Source organism: Thauera sp. SDU_THAU2 (assembly GCF_038260575.1).
In the GTDB taxonomy this organism is placed as follows: domain Bacteria; phylum Pseudomonadota; class Gammaproteobacteria; order Burkholderiales; family Rhodocyclaceae; genus Thauera.
On record NZ_JBBWUN010000003.1, the window covers coordinates 925,044 to 949,387 of the forward strand.

The window sequence follows — 24,344 nt, forward strand, 5'->3', positions numbered from 1 at the left end:
CGGGATCCGAAGGGATAGCTCTTTCGCATTCTAGCTGACGGCAGGCATTGCGGTAGATCGTTAAAATCTCGAGAAAACATATTGACATCGAGAAAATGATGATCTAATTTCTCGTACAACCAGCCCCGTGGGGCGCAAGGGGAGTCGGAACGATGGAATTGGCCGTCACGCAGAGCGCGATCAGTTGGGAAGCTGCCCATACGGCAGTGGAGGCCGTGGTGCAGCAGGCGGAGAAGCGCGGCCTGCGCATCAGCGTCGGCGTGGCCGATGCCGCGGGGAATCTGGTCGCCTTCCTGCGCATGCCGGGGGCATTCCCGCAATCGATCGCGATTGCCATCGACAAGGCCTACACCGCCGGCGGCTTCGGCTTTCCGACCGGTGACTGGATGAAGGCGGTCGGCGACAACGAAGGCATGAAGCTCGGCTTCAGTGCCCGGCCCCGGCTGGTCGTGTTCGGCGGCGGGCTGCCGATCCGCAGCGGAGGGGTATTGCTTGGCGGCATCGGCGTGTCCGGTGCCACCGAAGAACAGGACGGCATCTGCGCGCGCGCCGGTCTGCGCGCGATCGGTGCCGACGACATCGAAGCGTGAGGAACGCAATCCATGAAACAGATCCACAATTTCATCAATGGCGAATTCGTCGCCACCGCCAAGTCCTTCGACAAGCTCTCGCCGCTGGACAACGCCCTGATCGCCAAGGTGCATGAGGCAGGCAAGGCCGAAGTCGATGCCGCCGTCGCCGCCGCGCGTGCAGCCTTGTCGGGGCCGTGGGGCCGCATGACGGTGGCCGACCGCGTCGACCTGCTCAACGCGGTGGCCGACGGCATCAACAAGCGTTTCGATGATTTCCTCGCCGCCGAATGCGCCGATACCGGCAAGCCGCGCAGCCTCGCCAGCCACATCGACATTCCGCGCGGTGCGGCCAACTTCAAGATATTTGCCGACGTCATCAAGAGTGTGCCGACCGAATTCTTCGAGATGGCGACGCCGGACGGCCGCGGTGCGTTGAACTATGCCGTGCGCCGCCCGGTGGGCGTGGTCGGCGTGATCTGTCCGTGGAACCTGCCCCTGCTGTTGATGACCTGGAAGGTCGGCCCCGCGCTGGCCTGCGGCAATACCGTGGTGGTGAAGCCTTCGGAGGAAACCCCGCAGACCGCCACCCTGCTTGGCGAGGTGATGAACGAGGTCGGCATGCCCAAGGGCGTCTACAACGTGGTGCACGGCTTTGGTCCGGGCTCGGCGGGCGAATTCGTCACCACGCATCCGAACGTCGATGCCATCACCTTCACCGGTGAGACCCGCACCGGCGCGGCGATCATGAAAGCGGCAGCGGAAGGTGCGCGTCCGGTGTCGCTCGAGATGGGCGGCAAGAATCCGGCGATCGTGTTCGCCGATTGCGATTTCGATGCCGCCATCGAAGGCACGATGCGCTCGGTCTTCGCCAACTGCGGCCAGGTCTGTCTGGGTACCGAGCGCGTCTATGTCGAGCGGCCGATCTTCGAGCGTTTCGTCGAAGCGCTGAAGAAGGGCGCCGAAGGACTCAGGCTCGGCCGCCCCGAGGATGCTGCCACCGGTCTCGGTCCGCTGATCTCGCAGGAGCACAAGCGGAAGGTGCTGTCCTATTACGAGAAGGCCAAGGCGCTGGGCGCCACCGTCGTCACCGGCGGCGGCGCGCCCGAGATGCCGGGCGAGCTGGCGAACGGCGCCTGGGTGCAGCCGACGATCTGGACCGGGCTGGACGACAGCTCGCCGATCGCGCGCGAGGAAATATTCGGCCCCTGCACGCTGATCCAGCCCTTCGATAGCGAGGACGAAGTGGTCCGCCGCGCCAATGACACCGACTACGGCCTGGCCTGCTCGGTGTGGACCCGCGACCTGGCGCGCGCCCACCGCGTCGCCGGCCGCATCGAAGCCGGCCTGGTGTGGGTGAATTCCTGGTTCCTGCGCGACCTGCGCACGCCGTTCGGCGGTTCCAAGCAGTCCGGCATCGGCCGCGAAGGCGGCGTGCATTCGCTCGAGTTCTACACCGAGCAGAAGAACATCTGCATCAAGCTGTGATGCCGGCCGCGATGGACAACGTCAGCCCCGAGATCGCCAGCAGCATCGTCGCTGCCGGCATCCGGACCAACTACCACGACCTCGGCAGCGGCCATCCGCTGCTGCTGATCCACGGTTCCGGTCCGGGCGTGTCGGCCTGGGCCAACTGGCGGCTGGTGATGCCCGGGCTGGCCAGGCAGGCGAGGGTGATCGCGCCCGACATGGTCGGCTTCGGCTTCACCGAGCGGCCGGCGGGCCAGCGCTACGACATGGATGCCTGGGTGGCGCAGGCGGTGGGTCTGCTCGACGCGCTGGGCATCGAGCGTACCGATCTCGTCGGCAACTCCTTTGGCGGCGCGTTGGCGCTGGCCCTCGCCATCCGCCATCCGCGGCGGGTGCGCCGGCTGGTGCTGATGGGCAGCGTCGGCGTGCCGTTCGAGATCACCCCGGGGCTGGACGCGGTGTGGGGCTATACCCCCTCGTTCGAGAACATGCGCGCGATAATGGACTACTTTGCCTGGGACCGTTCGCTGGTGAACGACGAACTGGCGCAACTGCGCTACGAAGCCAGCATCCGTCCCGGCTTCCAGGAGTCCTTCGCGGCGATGTTCCCCGCGCCGCGCCAGCGCTGGGTGGATGCGATGGCCAGCCGCGAGGCCGACATCCGCGCGCTGCCGCACGAAACCCTGGTGATCCACGGCCGCGACGATCGGGTCATCCCGCTGCTCACCTCGCTGACCCTGGCCGACTGGATTTCCCGCGCGCAGCTCCACGTCTTCGGCCGCTGCGGCCACTGGACGCAGATCGAACATGCCGCACGTTTTGCCCGCCTGGTGGGCGATTTTCTCGCCGAAGCCGGTGACGACGAACCGAAACCCCTGAATTGAGGTAATCGACATGGACAGCAAACTCATTGAACAGCTCGGCGACGAGCTCTATCAGGCGCTGGTCAAGCGCGAAGTGCTGGCGCCGCTCACCGAGCGCCATCCGGAGATGACCATCGTCGACGCCTACCGCGTGCAGCAGCGCATGATCGCGCGCCGCCTGGAAGCCGGCGAGCGCATCGTCGGCAAGAAGATCGGCGTCACCAGCAAGGCGGTGATGAACATGCTCGGCGTGTTCCAGCCCGACTTCGGAATGCTGACCGACCGCATGCTCTACAACGAAGGCGAGGCGATTCCGGCCGACAGCCTGATCCAGCCCAAGGCCGAGGGCGAGATCGCCTTCGTGCTGAAGAAGGACCTGAAGGGGCCGGGCGTCACCGCCGCTGAAGTGCTGGCCGCCACCGAAGGCGTGATGACCTGCTTCGAGATCGTCGATTCGCGTATCCGCGACTGGAAGATCCGCATCCAGGACACCGTGGCCGACAACGCCTCCTGCGGCGTGTTCGTGCTCGGCGACAGCCTGGTCGACCCCCGCCGGGTCGATCTGAACACCTGCGGCATGGTGCTGGAGAAGAACGGCGAGATCGTCGCCACCGGCTCGGGCGCCGCGGCGCTCGGCGCACCGGCCAATGCCGTGGCCTGGCTGGCGAACACGCTCGGCGCGCTCGACATCCCGCTGAAGGCGGGCGAAGTCGTGCTGTCGGGTTCGCTGGCGATCATGGTGCCGGTGGTGGCGGGCGACAACCTTCGCGTCAGCATCGGCGGCATCGGCGGCTGCTCGGTGCGTTTCGTCTGATTGCTTGCGCGCGGCGGATAGCTCCCAACCTGTCTCCCTCTTCGTCCGCCGCGCCTCTTTTCCCCGTCTCCTGGAGAACATCCGATGGATCTCGAACTATCCGGCAAGCGTGCGCTGGTGACCGGCTCGACCGCCGGCATCGGCTATGCCATCGCCCGCCGGCTCGCTGCCGAAGGCGCCGAAGTCGTCGTGAATGGCCGTGACGCGGGCCGTGTCGAGGCCGCCTGCGCGCGTTTGCGCGCCGAAGTGCCGCAGGCCTGGGCGCGTGGGGTTGCGGCCGATGTGAGTACCGCGGCAGGCGTGGCCGGCCTGCTCGAGCGCTGCGGCGAAGTGGACGTGCTGGTGAACAACTTCGGCATCTTCGAGCCCCGTGCCTTCGAGGACATCGGTGATGCCGACTGGCTGCGCTTCTTCGAAGCCAACGTGATGAGCGGCGTGCGCCTCGCGCGCCATTGCCTGCCGCGCATGAAGGTTCGCGGCTGGGGCCGGATCGTGTTCATTTCCAGCGAATCCGGCCTGAATCCGCCGGGCGACATGGTGCATTACGGCATGAGCAAGTCCGCCCAGCTTTCGGTGTCGCGCGGCATGGCCGAGACCTGCTGCGGCACCGGCGTGACGGTGAATGCCGTGCTGCCCGGGCCGACCCGCACCGAAGGCGTCATCGAGTTCTTCGGCAAATTGGCGGCGGAGAAGGGCGTGGCGGTGGAAACGGTCGAGCGCGAATTCTTCAACCGCGACCGCCCCAGTTCGCTGCTGCGGCGTTTCATCGAACCGGCCGAAGTGGCCAATCTGGTGGCCTATGTCTGCAGCCCGCTGTCGGCGGCCACCAACGGTGCCGCGTTGCGCGCCGACGGCGGCGTCGTGCGCAGCATCGGCTGACCGCAGCATCGGCTGCCGCAGCATCGGCTGACCGCAGCATCGGCTGCCGCAGCATCGGCTGACCGTATCCAACTTTCCGACAAGGAACCGACTCATGAACAAGATCAAATGCGCGCTGATCGGCCCGGGCAACATCGGCACCGATCTGCTGTACAAACTCAAGCGCAGCCCGGTGCTGGAGCCGGTGTGGATGGTGGGCATCGACGCCAGCTCCGAAGGCCTGGCACGCGCCCGCGAGCTGGGCTTGAAGACCACGTCGGACGGCGTCGACGGCCTGCTGCCGCATGTGCTGGCCGACGGCGTGCAGATCGCCTTCGACGCCACCTCGGCCTACGTCCATGCCGAGAACAGCCGCAAGCTCAACGAGCTGGGCGTGCTGATGATCGACCTCACCCCGGCGGCGATCGGCCCCTTCTGCGTGCCGCCGGTCAACCTGGCCGAGCACGTCGGCAAAGGCGAAATGAACGTCAACATGGTCACCTGCGGCGGCCAGGCGACGATCCCGATGGTCGCCGCGGTCTCGCGCGTGCAGCCGGTGGCCTACGGCGAGATCGTCGCCACCGTGTCGTCGAAATCCGCCGGTCCGGGCACGCGCAAGAACATCGACGAATTCACCCGCACCACCGCCGGCGCGGTCGAGAAGGTGGGCGGGGCGAAGCAGGGCAAGGCCATCATCATCCTGAACCCGGCCGAACCGCCGCTGATCATGCGCGACACCGTGCACCGCCTGACCGAGACCGAACCCGACCAGGCCGCGATCACCGCCTCGATCCACGCCATGATCGCCGAAGTGCAGAAGTACGTGCCCGGCTACCGCCTGGTCAATGGCCCGGTGTTTGAGACAACACCCAGCGGCAACCGCGTGTCGGTCTTCCTCGAGGTCGAAGGCCTGGGCGACTACCTGCCCCGGTACGCCGGCAACCTGGACATCATGACCGCGGCCGGTGCCCGCACCGCCGAGATGTTCGCCGAGGAGATCCTCGCCGGGCGCCTGAAACTCGAATCGAACCGCGCAACGATGGTGGCCTGAACGGCCGCCCGATGAAGGAGATCAACATGGAACTTCGCGGCAAGAAAGTCACCGTGCACGACATGACGCTGCGCGACGGCATGCACCCCAAGCGCCACCTGATGACGCTCGAACAGATGAAGGCCATCGCCACCGGGCTGGACGCAGCGGGCGTGCCGCTGATCGAAGTCACCCACGGCGACGGCCTGGGCGGCAGCTCGGTCAACTACGGCTTCCCGGCGCACAGCGACGAGGAATACCTCGGCGCGGTGATCCCGCTGATGAAGCAGGCCAAGGTCTCGGCGCTGCTGCTGCCGGGCATCGGCACCGTCGATCACCTGAAGATGGCGCACGAACTGGGTGTCGCCACGATCCGCGTCGCCACCCACTGCACCGAGGCGGACGTCTCGGAACAGCATATCGGCATGGCGAGAAAGCTCGGCCTGGACACCGTCGGCTTCCTGATGATGGCGCACATGAACAGCCCCGAAGGGCTGGTCAAGCAGGCGAAGCTGATGGAAAGCTACGGCGCCAACTGCATCTACGTCACCGACTCGGCCGGCCACCTGCTGCCCGAGACGGTGAAAGCCCGCCTGAGCGCGGTGCGCGAGGCGCTGAAGCCCGAGACCGAACTCGGTTTCCATGGCCACCACAACCTGGCGATGGGCGTGGCCAACAGCCTGGCGGCGCTCGAAGTGGGCGCCACCCGCATCGATGCGGCCGCGGCCGGGCTGGGCGCGGGCGCGGGCAATACGCCGATGGAAGTGTTCATCGCGGTGTGCGCGCTGATGGGGATCGAGACCGGGGTGGATGTGTTCAGGATCCAGGACGTCGCCGAAGACCTGGTGGTGCCGATCATGGACTTCCCGATCCGCATCGACCGCGATGCGCTGACGCTGGGTTATGCCGGCGTCTATGGCTCCTTCCTGCTGTTCGCCAAGCGTGCGGAGAAGAAGTACGGCGTGCCGGCGCGCGAGATCCTGGTCGAGATGGGACGGCGCGGCATGGTCGGCGGACAGGAGGACATGATCGAGGATACCGCGCTCAACCTGGCGCGGGCGAAAGGAGTTGCAGCATGAAACTGTCGCGCGAAACCATCGAGCGCCTGGCCGATCACCTCGAGACCTGCGAGCTCGAGGCCAGGGATACGCCCAAGATCACCGACGACCATCCCGACATGGACTGGGACGACGCCTACGCCATCCAGGACGAGATCAAGCGCCGCAAGATCGCCCGCGGCAACCGCGTCATCGGCTTGAAGGCCGGGTTGACCTCGCATGCCAAGATGAAGCAGATGGGCGTCGAGACGCCGGTGTTCGGTTTCCTGGTGGATTACTTCAGCGTGCCGGAAGGCAGCGAGATCGACACCTCGAAGCTGATCCATCCCAAGGTCGAGCCCGAGATCGCCTTCGTCACCAAGGCGCCGCTGCGCGGGCCGGGCTGCCACATCGGCGCCGTGCTCGCCGCCACCGATTTCGTCATCCCGGCCATCGAGGTCATCGACAGCCGCTACCGCGACTTCAAGTTCGACCTGAAGAGCGTCGTCGCCGACAACTGCTCGTCGAGCCGTTTCGTCGTCGGCGGCAGCATGGCCGGCGTCGCCGATGTCGACCTGCGCACCACCGGCATCGTGCTGGAGAAGAACGGCGAGCCGGTGGCCTTCGGTGCGGGGGCGGCGGTGCTCGGCCACCCCGCTGCCGCGGTGGCGATGCTGGCGAACATGCTGGGCGAGCGCGGCGAGGAGATCCCGGCCGGGTCGCTGATCCTGTCCGGCGGCATCACCGAGGCCGTGGCCGTGCAGCCGGGCGACGACGTTACATTGCGGGTGCAGGGGCTCGGCTCGGTATCCGTACGCTTCAAGTGATCCGAACCATCCGGGGGGCGATCGCCCCCGTTTCATCATCGGGAGTCAGCCATGCCATTTGCGCAGATCAACATCCTCGAAGGCCGCAGCGAGGAGCAGAAGCGTGCCGTCATCGAGAAAGTCACCCAGGCACTGGTCGAGGCGCTGGATGCACCCCAGCAGAGCGTGCGGGTCATGATCAACGAAGTGCCGAAGGGCAACTGGGGAATCGGCGGCGTCTCGGCCAGGGATCTGGGGCGCTGAAGTTCCGCTGCTCGCCAGCTCCGTAACAATGGGGCAGGCGGGCTGATTCCCATCCATGCTGCCGGGAGTATTTTTTCTCGATGGACCAGACTACGGACTCCAGTTCAGCACGTGTCACACGCATTGCCCGCCGCCGGGCGCAAGCGGGCTGCGAGGCGGAATACGAATTGCGGGTGCGCGAGATGCTGGCACGGATGCGCGGCTGCAAGGGTTTCCTCGGCGGCGACGTCATTCCGCCCGAGCAGCCGGGGGGCGATTATCAGATCGTGACGCGTTTTGCTTCCGAGGCCGAGTTGGACGCCTGGGACCGCAGCGAAGCGCGGCTGCAGTGCCTCGAGCGCTTGCGCGAAGTCGCCGATGGCGAGCCGGCGTTGCGGAAGTTGAGCGGCCTGGAAGCCTGGTTCGAGCCGGCAGTGGTGCCTGCCAGCATGCACCCGCCCCGCGCGCGTATGGCGCTGGTGACCTGGCTGGGCATCTTTCCGACCGTGTCCCTGGTGCTCTGGCTGGTCGCCCCTCTGCTGCAGGTTTTGCCCTTCCTGCTGCGCACGGCGCTGCTGACGGCGTTGATCGTGGCGACGATGACCTGGCTGGTCATGCCCCGGCTGGTCCGCCTGCTCCGTGGGTTTCTGAATCCGGCGCACGATCCGTAGTGTTCCACTCTCTGACCAGCGCGGCTCCTGGCGTGAAGCGTTCGTATTGCATTGTCGTGAGCGCTGCGGGATGCGTCGGAAATCGTGTGCATCGGCCACCGGGGGCATGCCACACTTGCATCGACGGGGCTGCGCAAAGCCCTGTCCGATCCATCTACCCCGGAGTCCGATCCATGAACCCGCTGCTGCAACACCTCGGCATCGACCTGCCCATCATCCAGGGCCCGATGGCGGGCGCCGACACGCCTGGACTGGCCGCAGCCGTCTCGCAGGCGGGCGGGCTCGGCATGCTGGGCTGCGGCATGCGTTCGCCCGAGGCGATGGCCGAAGCTGCCGCCGCGGTGCGCGCGGCCACCGGCAAGCCCTTCGGCATGAACCTGTTCGTGCAGGCCATGCCTTCGCCCGATCCTGCCGTCGTGCAGGCGGCGATGGCGCGGCTCGCGCCGCTGTATGCCGAGTTCGGCCTGGCGCCCGAGGTACCGGCGCGCTGGTGCGAGGATTTCGGTGCGCAGTTCGAGGCGCTGGTCGCCGCCCGGCCGGCGGTGGCGAGCTTCACTTTCGGCATCCTCGATGCGGCGCAGGTACGGCGCCTGAAGGACGAGGCCGGCAGCTTCGTGATCGGCACCGCGACCACGCCGGCCGAGGCGCTGGCATGGCAGGCGGTGGGCGCGGACGCGGTCTGTGCTTCCGGCATGGAGGCGGGCGGCCATCGAGGCACTTTCCTGTCGCGGAGCGGGATGGCGGAAGGCAGCGGGCAGCCGTCGGCGGAGGATTTCGCCGCCGGCATGATCGGCACCATGGCACTGGTGCCGCAGTGCGTGGATGCGCTGTCCATTCCGGTGATCGCCGCCGGCGGCATCATGGACGGGCGCGGCATCGCCGCGGCGCAGGCGCTGGGCGCACAGGCGGTGCAGATGGGTACGGCCTTCCTGGCTTGCCCCGAGTCGGGCATCTCCCCGGCGCAGCGTGAGGCCATGGCCCGCGGCGGAGCCACGGATACGCGCGTGACGCGAATCTTCTCCGGCCGTCCGGCGCGCGGCATCGTCAACGCGATGATGGAGCGGCTCGCCGGCGACGAAAACGGCGTGCCGCCATACCCCATCCAGAATGCCCTCACCGGCGCCTTGCGCCGTGCGGCTGCGGCACAGGGGCGGGCGGATCATCTCTCGCTGTGGGCCGGCCAGGGCGTGGCCGCGGCGCGGGCGCTGCCGGCGGCGGAATTGATCGAAGGGCTCGCGCGCGAATGGCGCGCGGCATGCAGCGTTTTGTCGCGCTGACAGGGGGTTCGGCAGGCACGTGGATGCCCGGGGCTGCAGTGCTGGCAGCAGGGCGGCCCGACGCGGCAGCAGAGCCTGATCGGCTGAACCCCACCCGCCGCTTGCTCGCATGGCAGCGGCGGGTGGGGCGGGTGCTTCGTCAGCGCGGGATGCACGCCACGTGCAGCAGGTTGGTGGTGCCGCTGCGGCCGAAGGGGATGCCGGCGATGATGACGACGTCGTCGCCCGGTTTGGCGAAGCCGTTGCTGACCGAGGCGTTGGCGGCGTGCTCGACCATTTCGGTGACGTCATGCACTTCCTCGAACGGTACCGCATGCACGCCCCACACCAGCGCCAGCCGGCGTGCGGTCGCCAGTTGCGGCGTCAGCGCAAGGATGGGCGCCACCGGGCGTTCGCGGCTGGCACGCAGGGCGCTGAAGCCGGAGGTGGTGTAGGCCACGGTGGCGGCCGCGCCGAGCAGGCCGGTGACGCGGCGTAGCGCGCAGCAGATCGCATCCGGCGTGTTCGCTTCCGCCGGTGTGTGGCTGGCTTCCAGGCCGGCGCGCCAGGCGGGGTCGTGCTCCACTTCACAGATGATGCGATGCATGATGCCGACTGCTTCGAGCGGATACTGGCCGGAGGCCGATTCGGCCGACAGCATCACCGCGTCGGCGCCGTCGTAGATCGCGGTGGCGACGTCCGAGGCTTCGGCGCGCGTCGGCACCGGCGAGGTGATCATCGATTCGAGCATCTGCGTCGCGACCACCACCGGCTTGCCGGCGGCGCGCGAGGCGCGCACGATGCGCCGCTGTAGCACCGGCACTTGCTGCGGCGGCAGTTCGACGCCGAGGTCGCCGCGCGCCACCATGATGCCGTCGGCCAGCGCGACGATGGGTTCGAGCTGGTCGATGGCTGCGGGCTTTTCCAGCTTGGCCATGATCCAGGCACGGTCGCCGATGATCTCGCGCGCTTCGCGCAGGTCTTCCGCGCGCTGCACGAAGGACAGTGCCACCCAGTCGACGCCCAGGGTCAGGCCGAAGTCGAGGTCGGCGCGGTCCTTGGTCGTCAGCGGCGAGATCGGCAGCACCACCCCCGGCACGTTGACGCCCTTGCGGTCCGACAGCACGCCGCCGACCAGCACCGTGGTCTCGGCGAAATCGGCACCGAAGGCGTCGACGCGCAGGCGCAGCTTGCCGTCGTCGAGCAGCAGTTCGGTGCCGGCTTCGAGCGCGGCGAAGATCTCGGGATGGGGCAGGTTGGCACGGCTGGCGTCGCCGGCGGCGGGGTCGAGGTCGAGGCGGAAGGCCGCCCCGGCGGCGAGCGTCACCTTGCCTTCGGCAAAGCGGCCGACGCGCAGCTTGGGGCCTTGCAGGTCCATCAGCACGCCGATCGGGCGGCCGATTTCCTGCTCGACTTCGCGGATCGTCCGCAGGCGTTCGGCGTGGTCCTCATGGCTGCCGTGGCTGAAGTTCAGGCGGAAGACGTCGGCGCCGGCGTCGGCCAGCGCGCGGATCTGCTCGCGGCTGGAGCTGGCGGGGCCGAGGGTGGCGAGGATGCGGGCGCTGCGTTCGCGTTTCATGCCGGATTCTCCTGAGTGATGAGCGCAGCCACGCCCGCACGGGCGACCTGCGCATCTTCGCCGGCCTTGACGCCGGATACGCCCACGGCGCCGACGACGTTGCCGTCGACGACGATCGGTTCGCCGCCTTCGAGCGGCACCACCGGCATCGCCAGCGCGGCGAAGCGGCCATTGTTGACCATGTCTTCGTAGACCTTGCTCGGCTTGCCGCTGAGCACGCAGGTGCGCGCCTTCTCGGGGGCGACGGCGGCGCTCATCAGCGGTGCGCCGTCCATGCGCTGCAGCCACAACGCGTGGCCGCCGGCGTCGCAGATCGCGATGCTGACCGACCAGCCTTTGTCACGTGCCTCGGTTTCCGCAGCGGCGGCGATGCGCCTGGCGTCTTCCAGGCTCAGCATGTGTGTGGGTTTCATGATCAGCGCTCTCCGAGGTCGGTGAAACGGATCCACTGCGCGCCCTTCCACAGTACGGTGCGGCCCATTTCGTAAAGTTGATCGCCGCCTTCGACCACGGTCAGGAAGTGGTTGCCGGCGAGTTGTCCCATCTTGCTGGCGAAGCAGCTGCTGCCATAGGTGAACAGGATTTCCGTCTCGGAGAAGCCGCCCGGATACAGCAGGATGTCGCCGCGCGAGGGATGGCTGGTGTGGTTCTCGAAGCCGAGGCCGGTATCGAACTCACCCAGCGGCACCCATACGGCTTCGCCGCTCCAGCGCGAGTGGATGACCTGGTTCGAGAAAGGCAGCAGTTCGAGGAACGCGGCGCAGGTCTTGGGCGCAGCGGCTTCTTCCATGCGGGCGACGAAGCGGAATGATCCGACTTCGATGGCGAGATGGCGCATCGTGATCTCCTTTGGTAGGTGGGCGACGGACGGTCGAGGGGAGGAGGGAGAGAAACCGTCCGTCGCCCGGGTGCCGGTCTATGCCGATACTTCGTGATTGTCGGGCTCGATGCCGGGCTGCCGTCGAAGCGATGACCGCGTTGCTCGGCCTTGCCGTGCTGCGGCACGGTCTGCGGCTTTGCGCCTGGTCCTCGCTTCGAATGCAAACCGGCATGCGTTCAGGCCGATGCTTCGCTTATTGCCCGATCTCGTAATTGGCCATCTTTTCCAGCGCACGCACCATCGCCGAGTGGTCCCAGGCCTTGCCGCCGTGCGCGGCGCAGGCGTTGAACAGTTCCTGCGCCGTGGCGGTGTTGGGCAGCGACACGCCGAGCTGGCGGGCCGTGGTCAGTGCCAGGTTCAGGTCCTTCTGGTGCAGTTCGATGCGGAAGCCCGGATCGAAGGTGCGCTTGACCATGCGCTCGCCATGCACTTCGAGGATGCGCGAGTTGGCGAAACCGCCCATCAGCGCCTGGCGCACCTTGGCGGGGTCGGCGCCGGCCTTGGCGGCCAGCAGCAGCGCTTCGCCGACGGCTTCGATGTTCAGCGCGACGATGATCTGGTTGGCGACCTTGGTGATCTGGCCGTCGCCGTTGCCGCCGACCAGGGTGATGTTCTTGCCCATCAGCTCGAAGATCGGCTTCACGTTGTTGAAGGCCGTTTCGCTGCCGCCGACCATGATGGTCAGGCTGGCGGCCTTGGCGCCGACTTCGCCGCCCGACACCGGCGCGTCGAGGTATTCGCAGCCCAGCGCGTTGATGCGCTTGGCGAACTCCTTGGTCGCGACCGGCGAGATCGAGCTCATGTCGACCACGATCTTGCCCTTCGACAGCCCGGCGGCGACGCCTTCGGGGTTGAACAGGGCGTCTTCCACGTGCGGCGTGTCGGGCACCATCGTGATGATGATGTCGGCGTTGCGTGCGACTTCGGCGCCGCTGGCGCACTGCTTCGCGCCCGCGTCGACCAGCGCCTTGGGCGTCTCGCCGTGGGTGAAGGTGTACACGGTGTAGCCGCCGTTGATGAGGTGGCCCGCCATGGGCGCGCCCATGATGCCGAGTCCGATGAAACCGATGTTTGCCATGATGTCGTCTCCTTGAGTGCGGTGTTCGTGGTGTGCGTGTCAGCCTGCCAGGACCTGGATCCAGCCCAGCCCTTCGCGGGTGCCGGCGGCCGGCTTGTACTCGCAGCCGATCCAGCCGTCGTAGCCGAGGCCGTCGATGAAGCGGAACAGCCAGGCGTAGTTGATCTCGCCCGTGCCCGGCTCGTTGCGGCCGGGGTTGTCGGCGATCTGCATGTGGGCGATGCGCGGCAGGTGGCGGGCGATGGTGTTGGCCAGTTCGCCCTCCATGCGCTGCATGTGGTAGATGTCGTGCTGCAGGAAGAGGTTGTCCGAGCCCACTTCGTCGATCAGCGCGATCGCCTGCGCGGTGCCATTCACATGGAAGCCGGGGATGTCGAAAGTGTTGATCGGCTCGACCAGCAGGCGGATGCCGGCTTCGCCGAGCTTGCCGGCGGCGAAGCGCAGGTTGCTCACCAGGGTCTCGTGCACTTTGCCGGCATCGGCACCGGCCGGCGTGATGCCGGCCAGGCAGTTGATCTGCTTGCAGCCGAGCGTGGTGGCGTACTCGATCGCACGGCCGACGCCGTCCTGGAACTCGCCGACGCGGTCCGGATGGCAGGCGATGCCGCGCTCGCCGCCTTCCCAGTTTCCGGCCGGCAGGTTGTGCAGCACCTGCGTGAGGCCGTGCTTCTGCAACTGCTCGGCCAGCGCCTCCTTGTCGAAAGCGTAGGGGAAGAGGTATTCCACGCCCTTGAAGCCGGCCTGGGCGGCGGCCTCGAAGCGCTCGAGGAACGGGACCTCGTTGAACAGCATGGTCAGGTTGGCGGCGAATCTTGGCATCGTCGTGTTCTCCTATTGTCGGTCGTGGGGCTCGTCATGCCCCTTCCCTCTGCGCGAGCGCCCCCCGAAGGGGGCGCATGGCCGTGCCGGGACGGCCCGGCGGGCTTGCTCAGTCGAGCATCGAAATGGCGGTCGGGGCGTCTTCGCCGCGCTCGGCCAGTTCCTCGAACTCGTTGATGGCGTTGATCTCGGTACCCATCGAGATGTTGGTCACCCGCTCGAGGATGATCTCGACCACCACCGGCACGCGGAACTCCTGCATCAACTGCTGGGCCTGGGCGAAGGCGGGGCCGACGTCCTCCGGCTTGCGCACGCGGATCGCCTTGCAGCCCAGGCCTTCGACCACGGCGACGTGATCGACGCCATAGCCTTCGGTCTCCGGCGCGTTGATGTTCTCGAAGGCGAGCTGCACGCAGTAGTCCATGTCGAAGCCGCGCTGCGACTGGCGGATCAGGCCGAGGTAGGCATTGTTGACCAGGACGTGGATGTAAGGGAGGTTGAACTGTGCGCCCACCGCCAGTTCCTCGATCATGAACTGGAAGTCGTAGTCGCCCGAGATCGCCACCACCTTGCGCTGCGGATCGGCGGCGCAGACGCCCAGCGCGGCAGGGATGGTCCATCCCAGCGGGCCCGCCTGGCCGCAGTTGATCCAGTGGCGCGGCTTGTAGACATGCAGGAACTGCGCGGCGGCGATCTGCGACAGGCCGATCGTGCTGACGTAGCAGGTGTCCTTGCCGAAGGCCTGGTTCATTTCCTCGTACACGCGCTGCGGCTTCATCGGCACGTTGTCGAAGTGCGTCTTGCGCAGCAGCGTGCGCTTGCGTTCCTGGCAGTCGGCGACCCAGGCGCTGCGGTCGCGCAGCGTACCGGCGGCCTTCATCTCGCGCGCCACTTCCAGCAGGCGGTCGAGCGCCGCGCCGGCGTCGGAGACGATGCCGTAGTCGGGGCCGAAGACGCGGCCGATCTGGGTCGGCTCGATGTCGATATGGACGAACTTGCGGCCTTCGGTATAGACCTCGACCGAGCCGGTGTGGCGGTTGGCCCAGCGGTTGCCGATGCCGATGACGAAGTCGGACGCCAGCATGGTCGCGTTGCCGTAGCGGTGGGCGGTCTGCAGGCCGACCATGCCCGCCATCAGCGGATGGTCGTCGGGCACGCTGCCCCAGCCCATCAGCGTCGGGATCACCGGCACGCCGGTGAGTTCGGCGAACTCCTGCAGGCGGGCGGCGGCATCGGCGTTATGCACGCCACCGCCGGCGACGATCAGCGGGCGCTCGGCGGCGTTGAGCATCTCCATCGCCTTCTCGGCCTGGGCGCGGGTGGCGGCGGGCTTGTACGCCGGTAGTGGTTCGTAGGTGTCGATGTCGAATTCGATCTCGGCCATCTGCACGTCGAAGGGCAGGTCGATCAGCACCGGGCCGGGGCGGCCGGAGCGCATGACGTGGAACGCCTGCTGGAACACGCGCGGCACCAGCGCCGGCTCGCGCACCGTCACCGCCCACTTGGTCACCGGCTTGGCGATCGACTCAATGTCCACCGCCTGGAAGTCTTCCTTGTACAGCCGGGCGCGCGGCGCCTGGCCGGTGATGCAGAGGATGGGAATCGAATCGGCCGAGGCCGAGTACATGCCGGTGATCATGTCGGTACCGGCGGGGCCGGAGGTGCCGATGCAGACGCCGATGTTGCCGGCATTGGCGCGGGTGTAGCCTTCGGCCATGTGCGAAGCGCCTTCGACGTGACGGCCGAGAACGTGGTTGAAACCACCGTTCTTCTTCATCGCCGAGTACAACGGGTTGATCGCGGCGCCGGGCACGCCGAACACGGTGCTCACGCCTTCCTTGCGCATCACCGCCGCTGCGGCATCGACTGCTCTCATACGGGCCATTGTCATCTCCTTTGGGGTGTGTGGATGAAGCGGGTGGCTGAAGAATAAAGACAGGCGGCGACGGAATGAATGAGTGCATAAATCTTTTCTGTCGATACTTTTAGTATCTGTCGCCTTCGCGCCTACACCACACAGGAAAAGGGGGTCGTTATCCGGAACATAGCGGATGGTAATGGCCGTGCCCGGAGGAAGGCATAGACTCCCGACGGGCATGCGTCCGCTTTTGGTACGCGCATGGCGGGCGAGGGCGTCCGCCGATTTACAGGAGAAGACAGGCATGAATACAGTCGACGAAACCGATCTTCGCCATCTGCGCATGGCGATCGAATTGTCCCGGCAAGCGAAGGCGAAAGGCAACGGCGCCTACGGTGCGGTGCTCGTGGGCGCAGGGGGCGAGGTGCTGGCGGAGGCGGAGAACACCCAGGTGACCGAGTGCGACGGTACCGGGCATGCCGAGATGAACCTGGTCCGCAAGGCCGGCAGTGTATTCGACCGGGAGACCCTGGCGGATGCGACCCTCTATGCCAGCGCCGAGCCCTGTGCGATGTGCGCCGGCGCCATCTTCTGGAGCGGCGTGAAGCGCGTGGTGTATGCGCTCGGCAGCGAGCGCAACTATGCGCTGCTGCCGCCTTCGGGCGACGAGCTGCGCATCGGCTGCCGCGAGATCCTCAATCGCGGCGGGCGCGGGGTCGAAGTCGCAGGTCCGGCGCTCGAGGACGAGGCGGAACAGGTGTTCAGGCAGTAGCGCCGGCGGGCCGCTGTCAGTATTCCTCGTTCGGCACCTGTCGGCCCACTTCGCCCAGCAGGCCGCGCAGCCAGCGGTGGCTGTCGGTGAGGTGGGTGCGTTCGTGCCACAGCTGGTAGAAGCGCATGCGCGGAAAATCGAGCGGCGGCGGCAGGACCGCCAGGGGCAGGAACCTGGCGAAGTGGCGGGCGAAATGGCGGCTGGTGGTGAACACCAGGTCGGTGCCCGGCAGCAGGTAGGGTGCCATGCTGAAGTAGGGCAGCACCACCGCCGCGTTGCGCGACAGGTTCAGACTCGCCAGATGCGTTTCCACCACGCCGCGGTGGACCACCGAATACGGCATGGGCACGATGTGCGCCGCGCGCAGGTATTGTTCGGCGCTGATGCCCGTGTGCGCCAGCGGATGCGTGTTCCCCACCACGCAGACGATGTCGTCCTCGATCAGCGTGGTCATGTGCAGGTTGTCCGGTGGTGTCGGCCAGTTGCCGATGACGATGTCGAGCTCGCCTTCGGCGAGTGCGCGCTGGTAGTCGAAACCCGGCCCCAGCGGATGGACGATCAGGTGCGCATGCGGCGCTTCGCGGCGCATGCGCTCGACGACGCCTGAAAGGAAGACCACGGAGAGGAAATCCGGCGAACCGACCCGGAAGCTCTGCGCGCTCCTGGCCGGTTCGAAATGCTTGTGTTCGGCAAACAGCTTGTCGATGTCGCCGAGGATGCTGCGCGCCGTGCCGTGCAGTTCGAGCGCTCTTTCGGTCGGTATCAGGCGGCCCTTCTCCAGTGCGAACAGCGGATCCTTGAACATGTCGCGCAGGCGCTTGAGCGCGTTGCTGATCGCCGGCTGCGACTGGTTGAGCCTGATCGCGGTGCGCGAGACGCTGCGTTCGGCGACCAGCGTGCACAGTACGCGCAGCAGGTGGGTGTCCAGTGAATATGATGCTTTTGGCATTGGCGTGTCCGTCCATCGAGGCCGGCTGCGCTATCAAGGCAGCTTATTTTCAGTATAGCCTCGACGCCGATTTCTCCCGTTTCCGAAAAATATACTGCTCATCACGCAAGGACGTTTCCTGCGCATCCATGGGCAAGGCCGGCCGCGCCGGCAGGGAGGAATCACTCATGCAACTGTCCATCGACCGGGTCAACGCCATGGATCGGGAGGCGTTCATGGCGCTGTTCGGCGGCATCTTTGAGCATTCGCCGTGGGTTGCCGAACGCGCCTGGGAGGCGCGCCCCTTCAGCGATTTCGACGCATTGCACGGCGCAATGGCGGCGGCCGTGGGCGCGGTGCCCACGGCGCAGAAGATCGCGCTGCTTCGCGTCCACCCCGATCTCGCCGGCACGGAGGCGCAGGAAGGGACGATGACCGAACACTCGGTTTCCGAGCAGGCGAGCGCCGGGCTGGATGCCCTCAGCAGGACGGAAATGGCCCGTATCCACGAACTCAACGTGCGCTACCGGGCGCGGCACGGCTTCCCCTTCATCATCGCCGCCCGCCGCTACACCAAGGATGGAATCTTCCGCGAGTTCGAACGGCGGCTCGGCAACGACAGCGAGGCCGAACTCGACGAATGCCTGGCGCAGATCTTCGCCATCACCCGGCTGCGCATCGCCGCCATCGCCGGGGAGTAGCCGCCGGACCGGCGGACACCCGCCATCAACCAGCAAAAAAGAGGAGACAGACATGGACGACCATGATCGCCTGCGGCGCCGCTTCATCGCCGGTGGCCTGGCGCTGGGCACGGCCGCGGTATTGCCCGCCCGCGCCGCCGACGCACCGCAGCCGGCCGCGGGAGGCGGCCGGCTCACCTTCCACGCCATCGACACGCACCACGGTTCCACGGTCGGCACGCTGCGCGTGGAATTGCGGCGGCTGGAAGGCGGCCGCTACGAACTGGTGAAGCGCTTCGACACCGTGAAGAACGGCCGCTCGGACGGCGCCGTGATCGAAGGAGAGGATTTGAAGCCGGGCCTGTACGAAGCGCTGCTGCATATCGACGACTACTTCGCCGCGCTCGGTACGCCGCTGCCTTCGCCGGCCTTCCTGTCCAAGGTGCCGCTGCGTTTCGGCGTGCATGACGCTGCGCAGCGCTACCACCTCGCCGTGCTGTTCAGCCCGTGGAGCTATTCCTACTACCGCGGCAGTTGAAGGCGCAGCCCCAGCCACACCACAGGAGAACGACCATGGCAGGCATCACCACCCACGTGCTCGACACCACCAGCGGCATGCCCGGCGCCGGCATGCGGATCGATTTTTCGGTACTGGCCGATGGCACCTATCGACTGCTCAAGACCGTCGTCACCAACGCCGACGGCCGCACCGACGAAATGCTGCTCAAGCCCGAGGAGACCGTCGTCGGCCACTACGAGCTGGTCTTCCACGTGACGACTACTACCGCCGGCTGGGCATGCGGCTGCCGCAGCCGTCCTTCATCGGCGAGGTGCCGATGCGCTTCGCGGTGTTCGATCCGGCCCAGCACTACCACGTGCCGATGCTCGCGACGCCGTGGAGCTGCGCCACCTACCGCGGCAGTTGAGCGCGCTGCCGCAGCGTCCCGCCGCCCTGCGCAAAGACGCAGGGCCATCGATACAAAACAACGACCGGAGGCCGAGATGAACCACTCGTACCTGTGCATCGCCCACCGGAGGGCGCCGCGATGAACCACGCCGCAAGCCTGCCCCTGCCGCCCACCGCCACCGAAACCTCCATCCTCGAGCGCGCCTATTCGAAGATCACCTGGCGCCTGATCCCGTTCCTGGCGGCGCTGTGGATCCTGGCCTGGATCGACCGCGTCAACATCGGCTACGCCAAGCTGCAGATGCTCGACGACCTCGCCTTCAGCGAGGCGATCTACGGGCTCGGCGCGGGAATCTTCTTCCTCGGCTATTTCTTCTTCGAAGTGCCCAGCAATCTGCTGCTGGAGAAGATCGGCGCCAAGAAGACCATCATGCGCATCACCATCGGCTGGGGCCTGGTGTGCATCGCACAGATGTTCGTGACCACGCCGGGAATGTTCTACTTCCTGCGCTTCATGCTGGGCGTGTTCGAGGCCGGCTTCTACCCGGGCATCATTCTTTACCTGACCTACTGGTACCCCACCGTCCGGCGCGCGCGTGCCTTCGGCCTGTTCATGTCCGCGTCGGCGCTCGCCGGTGTCATCGGCGGCCCGCTCGCGGGCTGGATCATGACCGGCATGCACGAAGTGAACGGCTGGGCCGGCTGGCAATGGCTGTTCCTGCTCGAAGGCATTCCATCGGTGCTGGCAGGCGTGGTGACGATGTTCTACCTGACCAACAAGCCGCAGGAGGCGAAGTGGCTCAGCGACGAGGAAAAGCGCCTGGTACTGGCCGACCTCGAGCGCGACCATGGCACGCTCGGCGAGCGCGAGCACAGCTTCATGGCCGCGCTGCGCAACCCGAAGATCTGGCTGATGGTGCTGATCTTCTTCTGCGTGATCGCGGCGAATTCCTCACTGACCTTCTTCGCCCCCACGCTGGTCAAGGGGCTGGGCTTCACCAGCACGATGCAGATCGGCTGGATCATGTCGGGGATCTACCTGCTCGGTGCCGCCGGCATGATCCTCAACGGCCGCCACTCCGACCGCAGCAAGGAGGCGCGCCTGCACTGCGGACTTGCCGCGCTGCTGGGGGCCGCCGGCCTGGCGGTGGTCGCGGTGTTCGACGCCAGCCCGGCGGTCGCGCTGCCCGCGCTGGCGGTCGCGGTGGTCGGCACCATGAGCGCCATTCCGGTGTTCTGGCAACTGCCGAACTACTTCCTGTCGGGCACGGCCGCCGCCGCCGGCATCGCGCTGATCAATTCGATCGCCAACCTGGCCGGATTCGGTGCGCCATGGATGCTGGGCGTGGTGAAGACCAATACCGGTACGTTCACCAGCGGCCTGCTGGCGGTCGCGGTGATCGAGGCGCTCACGCTGCTGATCATCCTCGCCTTCATTCCCAGGCGCAGGCCGGCCTGAGCGAGGGGCCGCCGGGAAGGCGGCGATGCTGCCGACGGAAGGTTGAAATTCCTGATGCCCGTCTGCAGCGGCTGCCGGACGGCTTCATGGCGGCACGAAGCGACATAGAATCCCCTGTGCCGGGCAGTGATGCCCGGTGCAGGGGATTTTTCGTTCAGGTGCAGCGCCGGTGGCGGCCTTCGTTGCCATGGCCGCTTCCCGCCCCCTGCCCGCATGCAAGGCCCGTGGCCCCGCTGGAGTATCGAATGGATCGCTACACTGAAATGCGCAGTTTCGCCCTCGTCGCCGAAAAGGGCAGCTTCGCCGCCGCAGCCCTGGTCGAAGGGGTCACGCCGGTGGTGATGGGGCGTCGGCTGGACGCACTGGAAAAGCGGCTGGGCGTGAAGCTGATGCACCGGTCCACGCGCGGGCTCACGCTGACCGATCTGGGCGAGCAGTTCCTCGACCAGTGCCGGCACCTGCTGCGCGAGTTCGACGTCATCGAGAGCGGCATCAGCGCGGGCCGCAACATGGTGCGCGGGCACCTCGTGGTGTCGGCGCCCGCCGCCTTCGGGCGGAGGCACGTGGCGCCGCATGCGCTGGGTTTCCGTGCCCTGCATCCGGAGTTGAAGATGTCCTTCAACTTCACCGACAGCGTGGTCGACCTGGTGCGCGAGGGCTACGACATGGCGATCCGCATCGGCGAGGTCACCGATCCCAACTATGTGGCGGTACGGTTGTTCCCGAACCGGCGTGTGGTGTGCGGCACGCCGGAGTACTTCGAGCGCCACGGCGTGCCGCGCCAGCCGGAAGATCTCGTGCGCCATAACTGCCTCGCCTTCAACCTCGCCGGCGGCCAGCAGCGCGGCTGGAGCTTCGTGCGCGACGGCAAGCTGTTCGCCGTCCGGGTCGAAGGCGACCTGGCCTGCAACGACGGCGAACTGCTGTTCCAGTGGGTGAAGCAGGGCCTGGGCGTGGGCTGGCGCTCGACCTGGGAGATCCAGGCGGAGCTGCGGCGCGGCGAACTGGTGACGGTGCTCGACGACTTCGCCGCGCCGAGCTACGACATCCAGGCGGTGTATCCGCAGCAGCGCTACCTGCCGGCCAAGGTGAGGCGCTTCATCGACTATCTGAAGGTGGTCTACAACCGGCCGGGGTACTGGGAAGGGGACGCGTAAGGAAGGCGGAGGCAGCACGGCGGGCGGGCCCTGCATCCGGTGGCCGGAGGGCTGCGAGCTTGCCGGCAGCCGGGCCGGAAATGAAACAGGCCACCGCATACTGCGCGGTGGCCTGTGGTGTTTCATTGCAGGTCTGCGTGGATCAGTGCGCTTCCGCCGCCTTCGCCGCTTCGATCGCACCGGCGGTATCGTCACGGCCGCCGTTGAAGAACATGTTCAGCACCACCGCCGAGATCGCGGTCAGCAGGATGCCCGACTCCAGCAGCGGGTGCAGGCTGTGGGCCATGTGCTGGGTCCAGCGCGGGGCCACCAGCGGCACCAGGCCGAAGCCGATCGACAGCGCGACGATGTACAGGTTGTTGCGGTTGGTCTTGAAATCGACGTTGGTCAGGATGCGGATGCCGGTCGCGGCGACCATGCCGAACATCACCAGGCCTGCACCGCCGAGCACGAAGGTCGGCACCGACTCCACCAGCGCGGCCATCTTGGGCAGCATGCCGAGCACGATCATGATCACGCCGGCCGCCACGCAGACCCAGCGGCTCTTGACGCCGGTCACACCCACCAGGCCCACGTTCTGCGAGAAGCTGGTGTAGGGGAAGGTGTTGAAGACGCCGCCGATCACGGTGCCCAGGCCGTCGGTGCGCAGGCCTGCCGCCAGTTCGGTGCGGGAGATGGGCTTGTCGGTGATGTCGCTCAGCGCCAGGAACATGCCCACCGATTCGATCATCACCACGATCATCACCAGCGTCATGGTCAGTACCATCACCGGATCGAAGGTGGGCATGCCGAAGGCGAACGGGGTGACGATGGCGAACCAGTCGGCCTTGGCGACCATGTCGAAGTGCATCTTGCCCATGACCACCGCGACGATGCAGCCGATGACGATGCCCAGCAGCACCGCGATGTTGGCGATGAAGCCGCGGCCGTAGCGCACCATCAGCAGGATCACCACCAGCACGAAGCCCGCGACCGCCATGGTGTCGAGCGCGCCGTAGTTGGGGCTGTCGACCATCGGGATGGGGCCCGGCAGCCGGGTCAGCTCGGTGCCGGCAGCCGCGGCCGTCTCCTTGGCGCCATCGACCATCTGCACCAGTTGCGGAACATCGACGGTTTGCGCCAGGTGGGCAGGACCGCCCAGCGCCCAGCCCACGCCCACCCGCATCAGGCTGATGCCGATGATGGCGATGATGGTGCCGGTGACGACCGGCGGGAAGAAGCGCAGCAGCCGGCTCATGAAGGGCGCGATGATGATCGCGACGAGACCGGCGCCGATGATCGCGCCGAAGATCGCCCGGGCGCCTTCCGGCCCCCCTGGACGTTGGCCATCGCCACCATCGGCCCGACGGCGGCAAAGGTGACGCCCATCATGACCGGCAGCTTGATGCCGAAATACTTGGTGAAGCCGAGCGACTGGATGAGCGTCACCAGACCGCAACAGAACAGGTCTGCCGAGATCAGCATGGCGACCTGCTCGGGGCTGAGGCCCAGCGCGCGGCCGACGATCAGCGGTACCGCTACCGCGCCCGCATACATAACCAGTACGTGCTGCATGCCCAGGGTGGCGAGGCGTGCGCTGGGCAGCTTCTCATCCACTGGATGGACCAGCTGGGCGTCGCTTTTCGATGCTTGCTCTGACATGTCGTACCCTTCCTTCGCTTTTGTTTGTCTCATCGCCGCCGGAGCGGACCTTGGCCGGTGGAGCATCAATGCAATGTCCGTGCCGTTCCGTTGTCATCTGGGCCGTCATCGGTGCCGATCGGCTGCTGTGGCTGCCCGACCGTGCCGTTCTCCGCCGTTCCGGGCGCCGGCTCGTGTCCGTGATCGCCTGTCGTGGCATGCCTTGCTGGCCGATGGCCGTACCATGTGCTGCATTGATGAGGCGCAGTCTAGGGATTCGTCGAGGCGTGTGGTGCGCACCGCCCTAATAACTGTAATAAAAAAATTTATATTTTTGCAGTGCACAATTCGAGTGCATCCAGATATGCCGCGCAAGCCCGAATGCACGAAGGCCGTGCGCCCAGGGGGGCGGCACGGCCTTCGTGGCAAGGCGGCAGCAGGCGAAGCCGGATCTAGCGGAGCACGCCGGTCAGCAACAGGTAGCCCGGCAGCCAGCCGGTGATGATGCCCTGGCCGATCGCCATGCCGGCGGTGAACCGGACGATCGGCTTGTGCAGCGCCAGCATCAGGAAGAACAGCAGCCACAACAGCGACCACGCGGCCCACGACAGGCCCTGCCACCAGTCCAGCGCACTGGACGCCGTACTCAGGGTATCGATGGCGACCGGCACCGCGGTGATCGCCACGAACAGGCTGAACCACCCCAGGCCGCGGCCGTCGGCGCCGGTCAGGCGGTTGAAGGCGACCCACAGATAGGTGAAGGAGAACAGCAGCGACAGCGCAGCGGCCCTGATCGAGGTGTGATCGGCGCCTTCGCCGAAGGCGAGCTTCAGCGACACCAGCAGGGTCAGCCCGCCGGTGAACAGGTTGATGATCGAGATCTCGCGGTCGCTGATCCGTCCGAGCATCCACAGTCCGTTCAGGATCAGCACCGCGCCGACGTAGAACAACGACAAGCCGAGCAACATTACGCACTCCTTTGGTGCATTT

Annotated in this window: 25 protein-coding genes and 2 pseudogenes; 17 read left to right on the forward strand and 10 right to left on the reverse strand. The window is 66.8% G+C overall.

Going from position 1 to position 24,344, the window contains the following annotated elements; translation table 11 throughout:
- Positions 1-152: 152 nt before the first annotated feature.
- The 11 genes and pseudogenes from AAFL97_RS05420 to AAFL97_RS05470 all read left to right on the forward strand — a co-directional run bounded on the left by AAFL97_RS05420 (position 153) and on the right by AAFL97_RS05470 (position 9,638).
- A complete protein-coding gene (locus tag AAFL97_RS05420) occupies positions 153-590 on the forward strand; it encodes a GlcG/HbpS family heme-binding protein (protein ID WP_341644040.1) in 438 nt (145 codons plus the stop codon).
- A gap of 12 nt (positions 591-602) precedes the next feature.
- Positions 603-2,057, forward strand: a complete 1,455-nt coding sequence (locus AAFL97_RS05425) for a 2-hydroxymuconic semialdehyde dehydrogenase (RefSeq protein WP_341644041.1) — start codon at positions 603-605, stop codon at positions 2,055-2,057.
- Between the two features lie 11 nt (positions 2,058-2,068).
- Entirely contained in the window at positions 2,069-2,923 is an 855-nt protein-coding gene (locus AAFL97_RS05430) for an alpha/beta fold hydrolase (RefSeq protein WP_341647101.1), read from the forward strand.
- 10 nt (positions 2,924-2,933) lie between these two features.
- Positions 2,934-3,716 carry a 2-oxopent-4-enoate hydratase gene (dmpE, locus tag AAFL97_RS05435; RefSeq protein WP_341644042.1) on the forward strand — a complete coding sequence of 261 codons (783 nt, stop codon included), beginning with the start codon at positions 2,934-2,936 and terminating at the stop codon, positions 3,714-3,716.
- 84 nt (positions 3,717-3,800) lie between these two features.
- The gene (locus AAFL97_RS05440) at positions 3,801-4,595 is read left to right on the forward strand and encodes an SDR family NAD(P)-dependent oxidoreductase (protein WP_341644043.1); all 795 of its coding nucleotides are present in this window, start codon (positions 3,801-3,803) and stop codon (positions 4,593-4,595) included.
- Between the two features lie 94 nt (positions 4,596-4,689).
- Positions 4,690-5,625, forward strand: coding sequence for an acetaldehyde dehydrogenase (acetylating) (locus AAFL97_RS05445; protein ID WP_341644044.1), 936 nt, complete (start codon positions 4,690-4,692; stop codon positions 5,623-5,625).
- A 26-nt stretch (positions 5,626-5,651) separates the two neighbouring features.
- Positions 5,652-6,683, forward strand: a complete 1,032-nt coding sequence (gene dmpG / locus AAFL97_RS05450) for a 4-hydroxy-2-oxovalerate aldolase (RefSeq protein ID WP_341644045.1) — start codon at positions 5,652-5,654, stop codon at positions 6,681-6,683.
- Positions 6,680-7,468: a 2-oxo-3-hexenedioate decarboxylase gene (gene dmpH, locus AAFL97_RS05455; RefSeq protein WP_341644046.1), complete on the forward strand. Its 789-nt coding sequence runs from the start codon at positions 6,680-6,682 to the stop codon at positions 7,466-7,468. The genes dmpG and dmpH overlap by 4 nt, the downstream gene beginning before the upstream one ends.
- A 48-nt stretch (positions 7,469-7,516) precedes the next feature.
- Positions 7,517-7,711 (forward strand): annotated as a pseudogene (locus tag AAFL97_RS05460) (2-hydroxymuconate tautomerase); the annotation flags it as partial.
- A gap of 80 nt (positions 7,712-7,791) precedes the next feature.
- Positions 7,792-8,361: an antibiotic biosynthesis monooxygenase gene (locus tag AAFL97_RS05465; protein ID WP_341644047.1), complete on the forward strand. Its 570-nt coding sequence runs from the start codon at positions 7,792-7,794 to the stop codon at positions 8,359-8,361.
- A 173-nt stretch (positions 8,362-8,534) separates the two neighbouring features.
- Entirely contained in the window at positions 8,535-9,638 is a 1,104-nt protein-coding gene (locus AAFL97_RS05470; RefSeq protein ID WP_341644048.1) for an NAD(P)H-dependent flavin oxidoreductase, read from the forward strand.
- 139 nt (positions 9,639-9,777) lie between these two features.
- Here AAFL97_RS05470 and pyk read toward each other — a convergent pair whose 3' ends face one another.
- From pyk to gcl, 6 genes are all read right to left on the reverse strand, one after another.
- Complete coding sequence (gene pyk, locus AAFL97_RS05475) at positions 9,778-11,196, reverse strand: pyruvate kinase (protein WP_341644049.1); 1,419 nt, start codon at positions 11,194-11,196, stop codon at positions 9,778-9,780.
- Positions 11,193-11,609 carry a GlcG/HbpS family heme-binding protein gene (locus tag AAFL97_RS05480; protein ID WP_341644050.1) on the reverse strand — a complete coding sequence of 139 codons (417 nt, stop codon included), beginning with the start codon at positions 11,607-11,609 and terminating at the stop codon, positions 11,193-11,195. The genes pyk and AAFL97_RS05480 overlap by 4 nt, the downstream gene beginning before the upstream one ends.
- Positions 11,610-11,611: 2 nt before the next feature.
- Positions 11,612-12,034 (reverse strand): DUF3830 family protein, encoded by a 423-nt coding sequence (locus AAFL97_RS05485; protein WP_341644051.1) that lies wholly within the window; start codon positions 12,032-12,034, stop codon positions 11,612-11,614.
- A 235-nt stretch (positions 12,035-12,269) separates the two neighbouring features.
- Positions 12,270-13,154 carry a 2-hydroxy-3-oxopropionate reductase gene (locus tag AAFL97_RS05490; protein ID WP_341644052.1) on the reverse strand — a complete coding sequence of 295 codons (885 nt, stop codon included), beginning with the start codon at positions 13,152-13,154 and terminating at the stop codon, positions 12,270-12,272.
- Between the two features lie 39 nt (positions 13,155-13,193).
- Positions 13,194-13,973: a hydroxypyruvate isomerase gene (gene hyi / locus AAFL97_RS05495; RefSeq protein ID WP_341644053.1), complete on the reverse strand. Its 780-nt coding sequence runs from the start codon at positions 13,971-13,973 to the stop codon at positions 13,194-13,196.
- A 109-nt stretch (positions 13,974-14,082) separates the two neighbouring features.
- A complete protein-coding gene (gene gcl / locus AAFL97_RS05500) occupies positions 14,083-15,858 on the reverse strand; it encodes a glyoxylate carboligase (RefSeq protein ID WP_341644054.1) in 1,776 nt (591 codons plus the stop codon).
- A gap of 277 nt (positions 15,859-16,135) precedes the next feature.
- Between gcl and AAFL97_RS05505 the strand changes: the two genes are divergently transcribed.
- Positions 16,136-16,603, forward strand: a complete 468-nt coding sequence (locus AAFL97_RS05505; RefSeq protein ID WP_341644055.1) for a nucleoside deaminase — start codon at positions 16,136-16,138, stop codon at positions 16,601-16,603.
- A 16-nt stretch (positions 16,604-16,619) separates the two neighbouring features.
- Here AAFL97_RS05505 and AAFL97_RS05510 read toward each other — a convergent pair whose 3' ends face one another.
- Complete coding sequence (locus tag AAFL97_RS05510) at positions 16,620-17,552, reverse strand: LysR family transcriptional regulator (RefSeq protein WP_341644056.1); 933 nt, start codon at positions 17,550-17,552, stop codon at positions 16,620-16,622.
- A 167-nt stretch (positions 17,553-17,719) separates the two neighbouring features.
- Between AAFL97_RS05510 and uraD the strand changes: the two genes are divergently transcribed.
- The 5 genes and pseudogenes from uraD (at position 17,720) to AAFL97_RS05535 (ending at position 21,734) form a co-directional block, all read left to right on the forward strand.
- Positions 17,720-18,232 carry a 2-oxo-4-hydroxy-4-carboxy-5-ureidoimidazoline decarboxylase gene (uraD, locus tag AAFL97_RS05515; RefSeq protein ID WP_341644057.1) on the forward strand — a complete coding sequence of 171 codons (513 nt, stop codon included), beginning with the start codon at positions 17,720-17,722 and terminating at the stop codon, positions 18,230-18,232.
- 52 nt (positions 18,233-18,284) lie between these two features.
- The gene (locus tag AAFL97_RS05520; protein ID WP_341644058.1) at positions 18,285-18,749 is read left to right on the forward strand and encodes a hydroxyisourate hydrolase; all 465 of its coding nucleotides are present in this window, start codon (positions 18,285-18,287) and stop codon (positions 18,747-18,749) included.
- Between the two features lie 92 nt (positions 18,750-18,841).
- Positions 18,842-19,137 (forward strand): annotated as a pseudogene (locus AAFL97_RS05525) (hydroxyisourate hydrolase).
- Between the two features lie 120 nt (positions 19,138-19,257).
- Complete coding sequence (locus tag AAFL97_RS05530; RefSeq protein WP_341644059.1) at positions 19,258-20,577, forward strand: MFS transporter; 1,320 nt, start codon at positions 19,258-19,260, stop codon at positions 20,575-20,577.
- A gap of 245 nt (positions 20,578-20,822) precedes the next feature.
- Positions 20,823-21,734 (forward strand): LysR family transcriptional regulator, encoded by a 912-nt coding sequence (locus AAFL97_RS05535; RefSeq protein WP_341644060.1) that lies wholly within the window; start codon positions 20,823-20,825, stop codon positions 21,732-21,734.
- Positions 21,735-21,876: 142 nt separating this feature from the next.
- Here the strand turns inward: AAFL97_RS05535 and AAFL97_RS05540 are convergent, their stop codons facing one another.
- From AAFL97_RS05540 to AAFL97_RS05550, 3 genes are all read right to left on the reverse strand, one after another.
- The gene (locus AAFL97_RS05540) at positions 21,877-23,025 is read right to left on the reverse strand and encodes a nucleobase:cation symporter-2 family protein (protein ID WP_341647102.1); all 1,149 of its coding nucleotides are present in this window, start codon (positions 23,023-23,025) and stop codon (positions 21,877-21,879) included.
- Positions 22,968-23,375: a solute carrier family 23 protein gene (locus AAFL97_RS05545; RefSeq protein WP_341644061.1), complete on the reverse strand. Its 408-nt coding sequence runs from the start codon at positions 23,373-23,375 to the stop codon at positions 22,968-22,970. The genes AAFL97_RS05540 and AAFL97_RS05545 overlap by 58 nt, the downstream gene beginning before the upstream one ends.
- A 431-nt stretch (positions 23,376-23,806) precedes the next feature.
- Entirely contained in the window at positions 23,807-24,322 is a 516-nt protein-coding gene (locus AAFL97_RS05550; protein ID WP_341644062.1) for an AmiS/UreI family transporter, read from the reverse strand.
- Between the last annotated feature and the right edge of the window lie 22 nt (positions 24,323-24,344).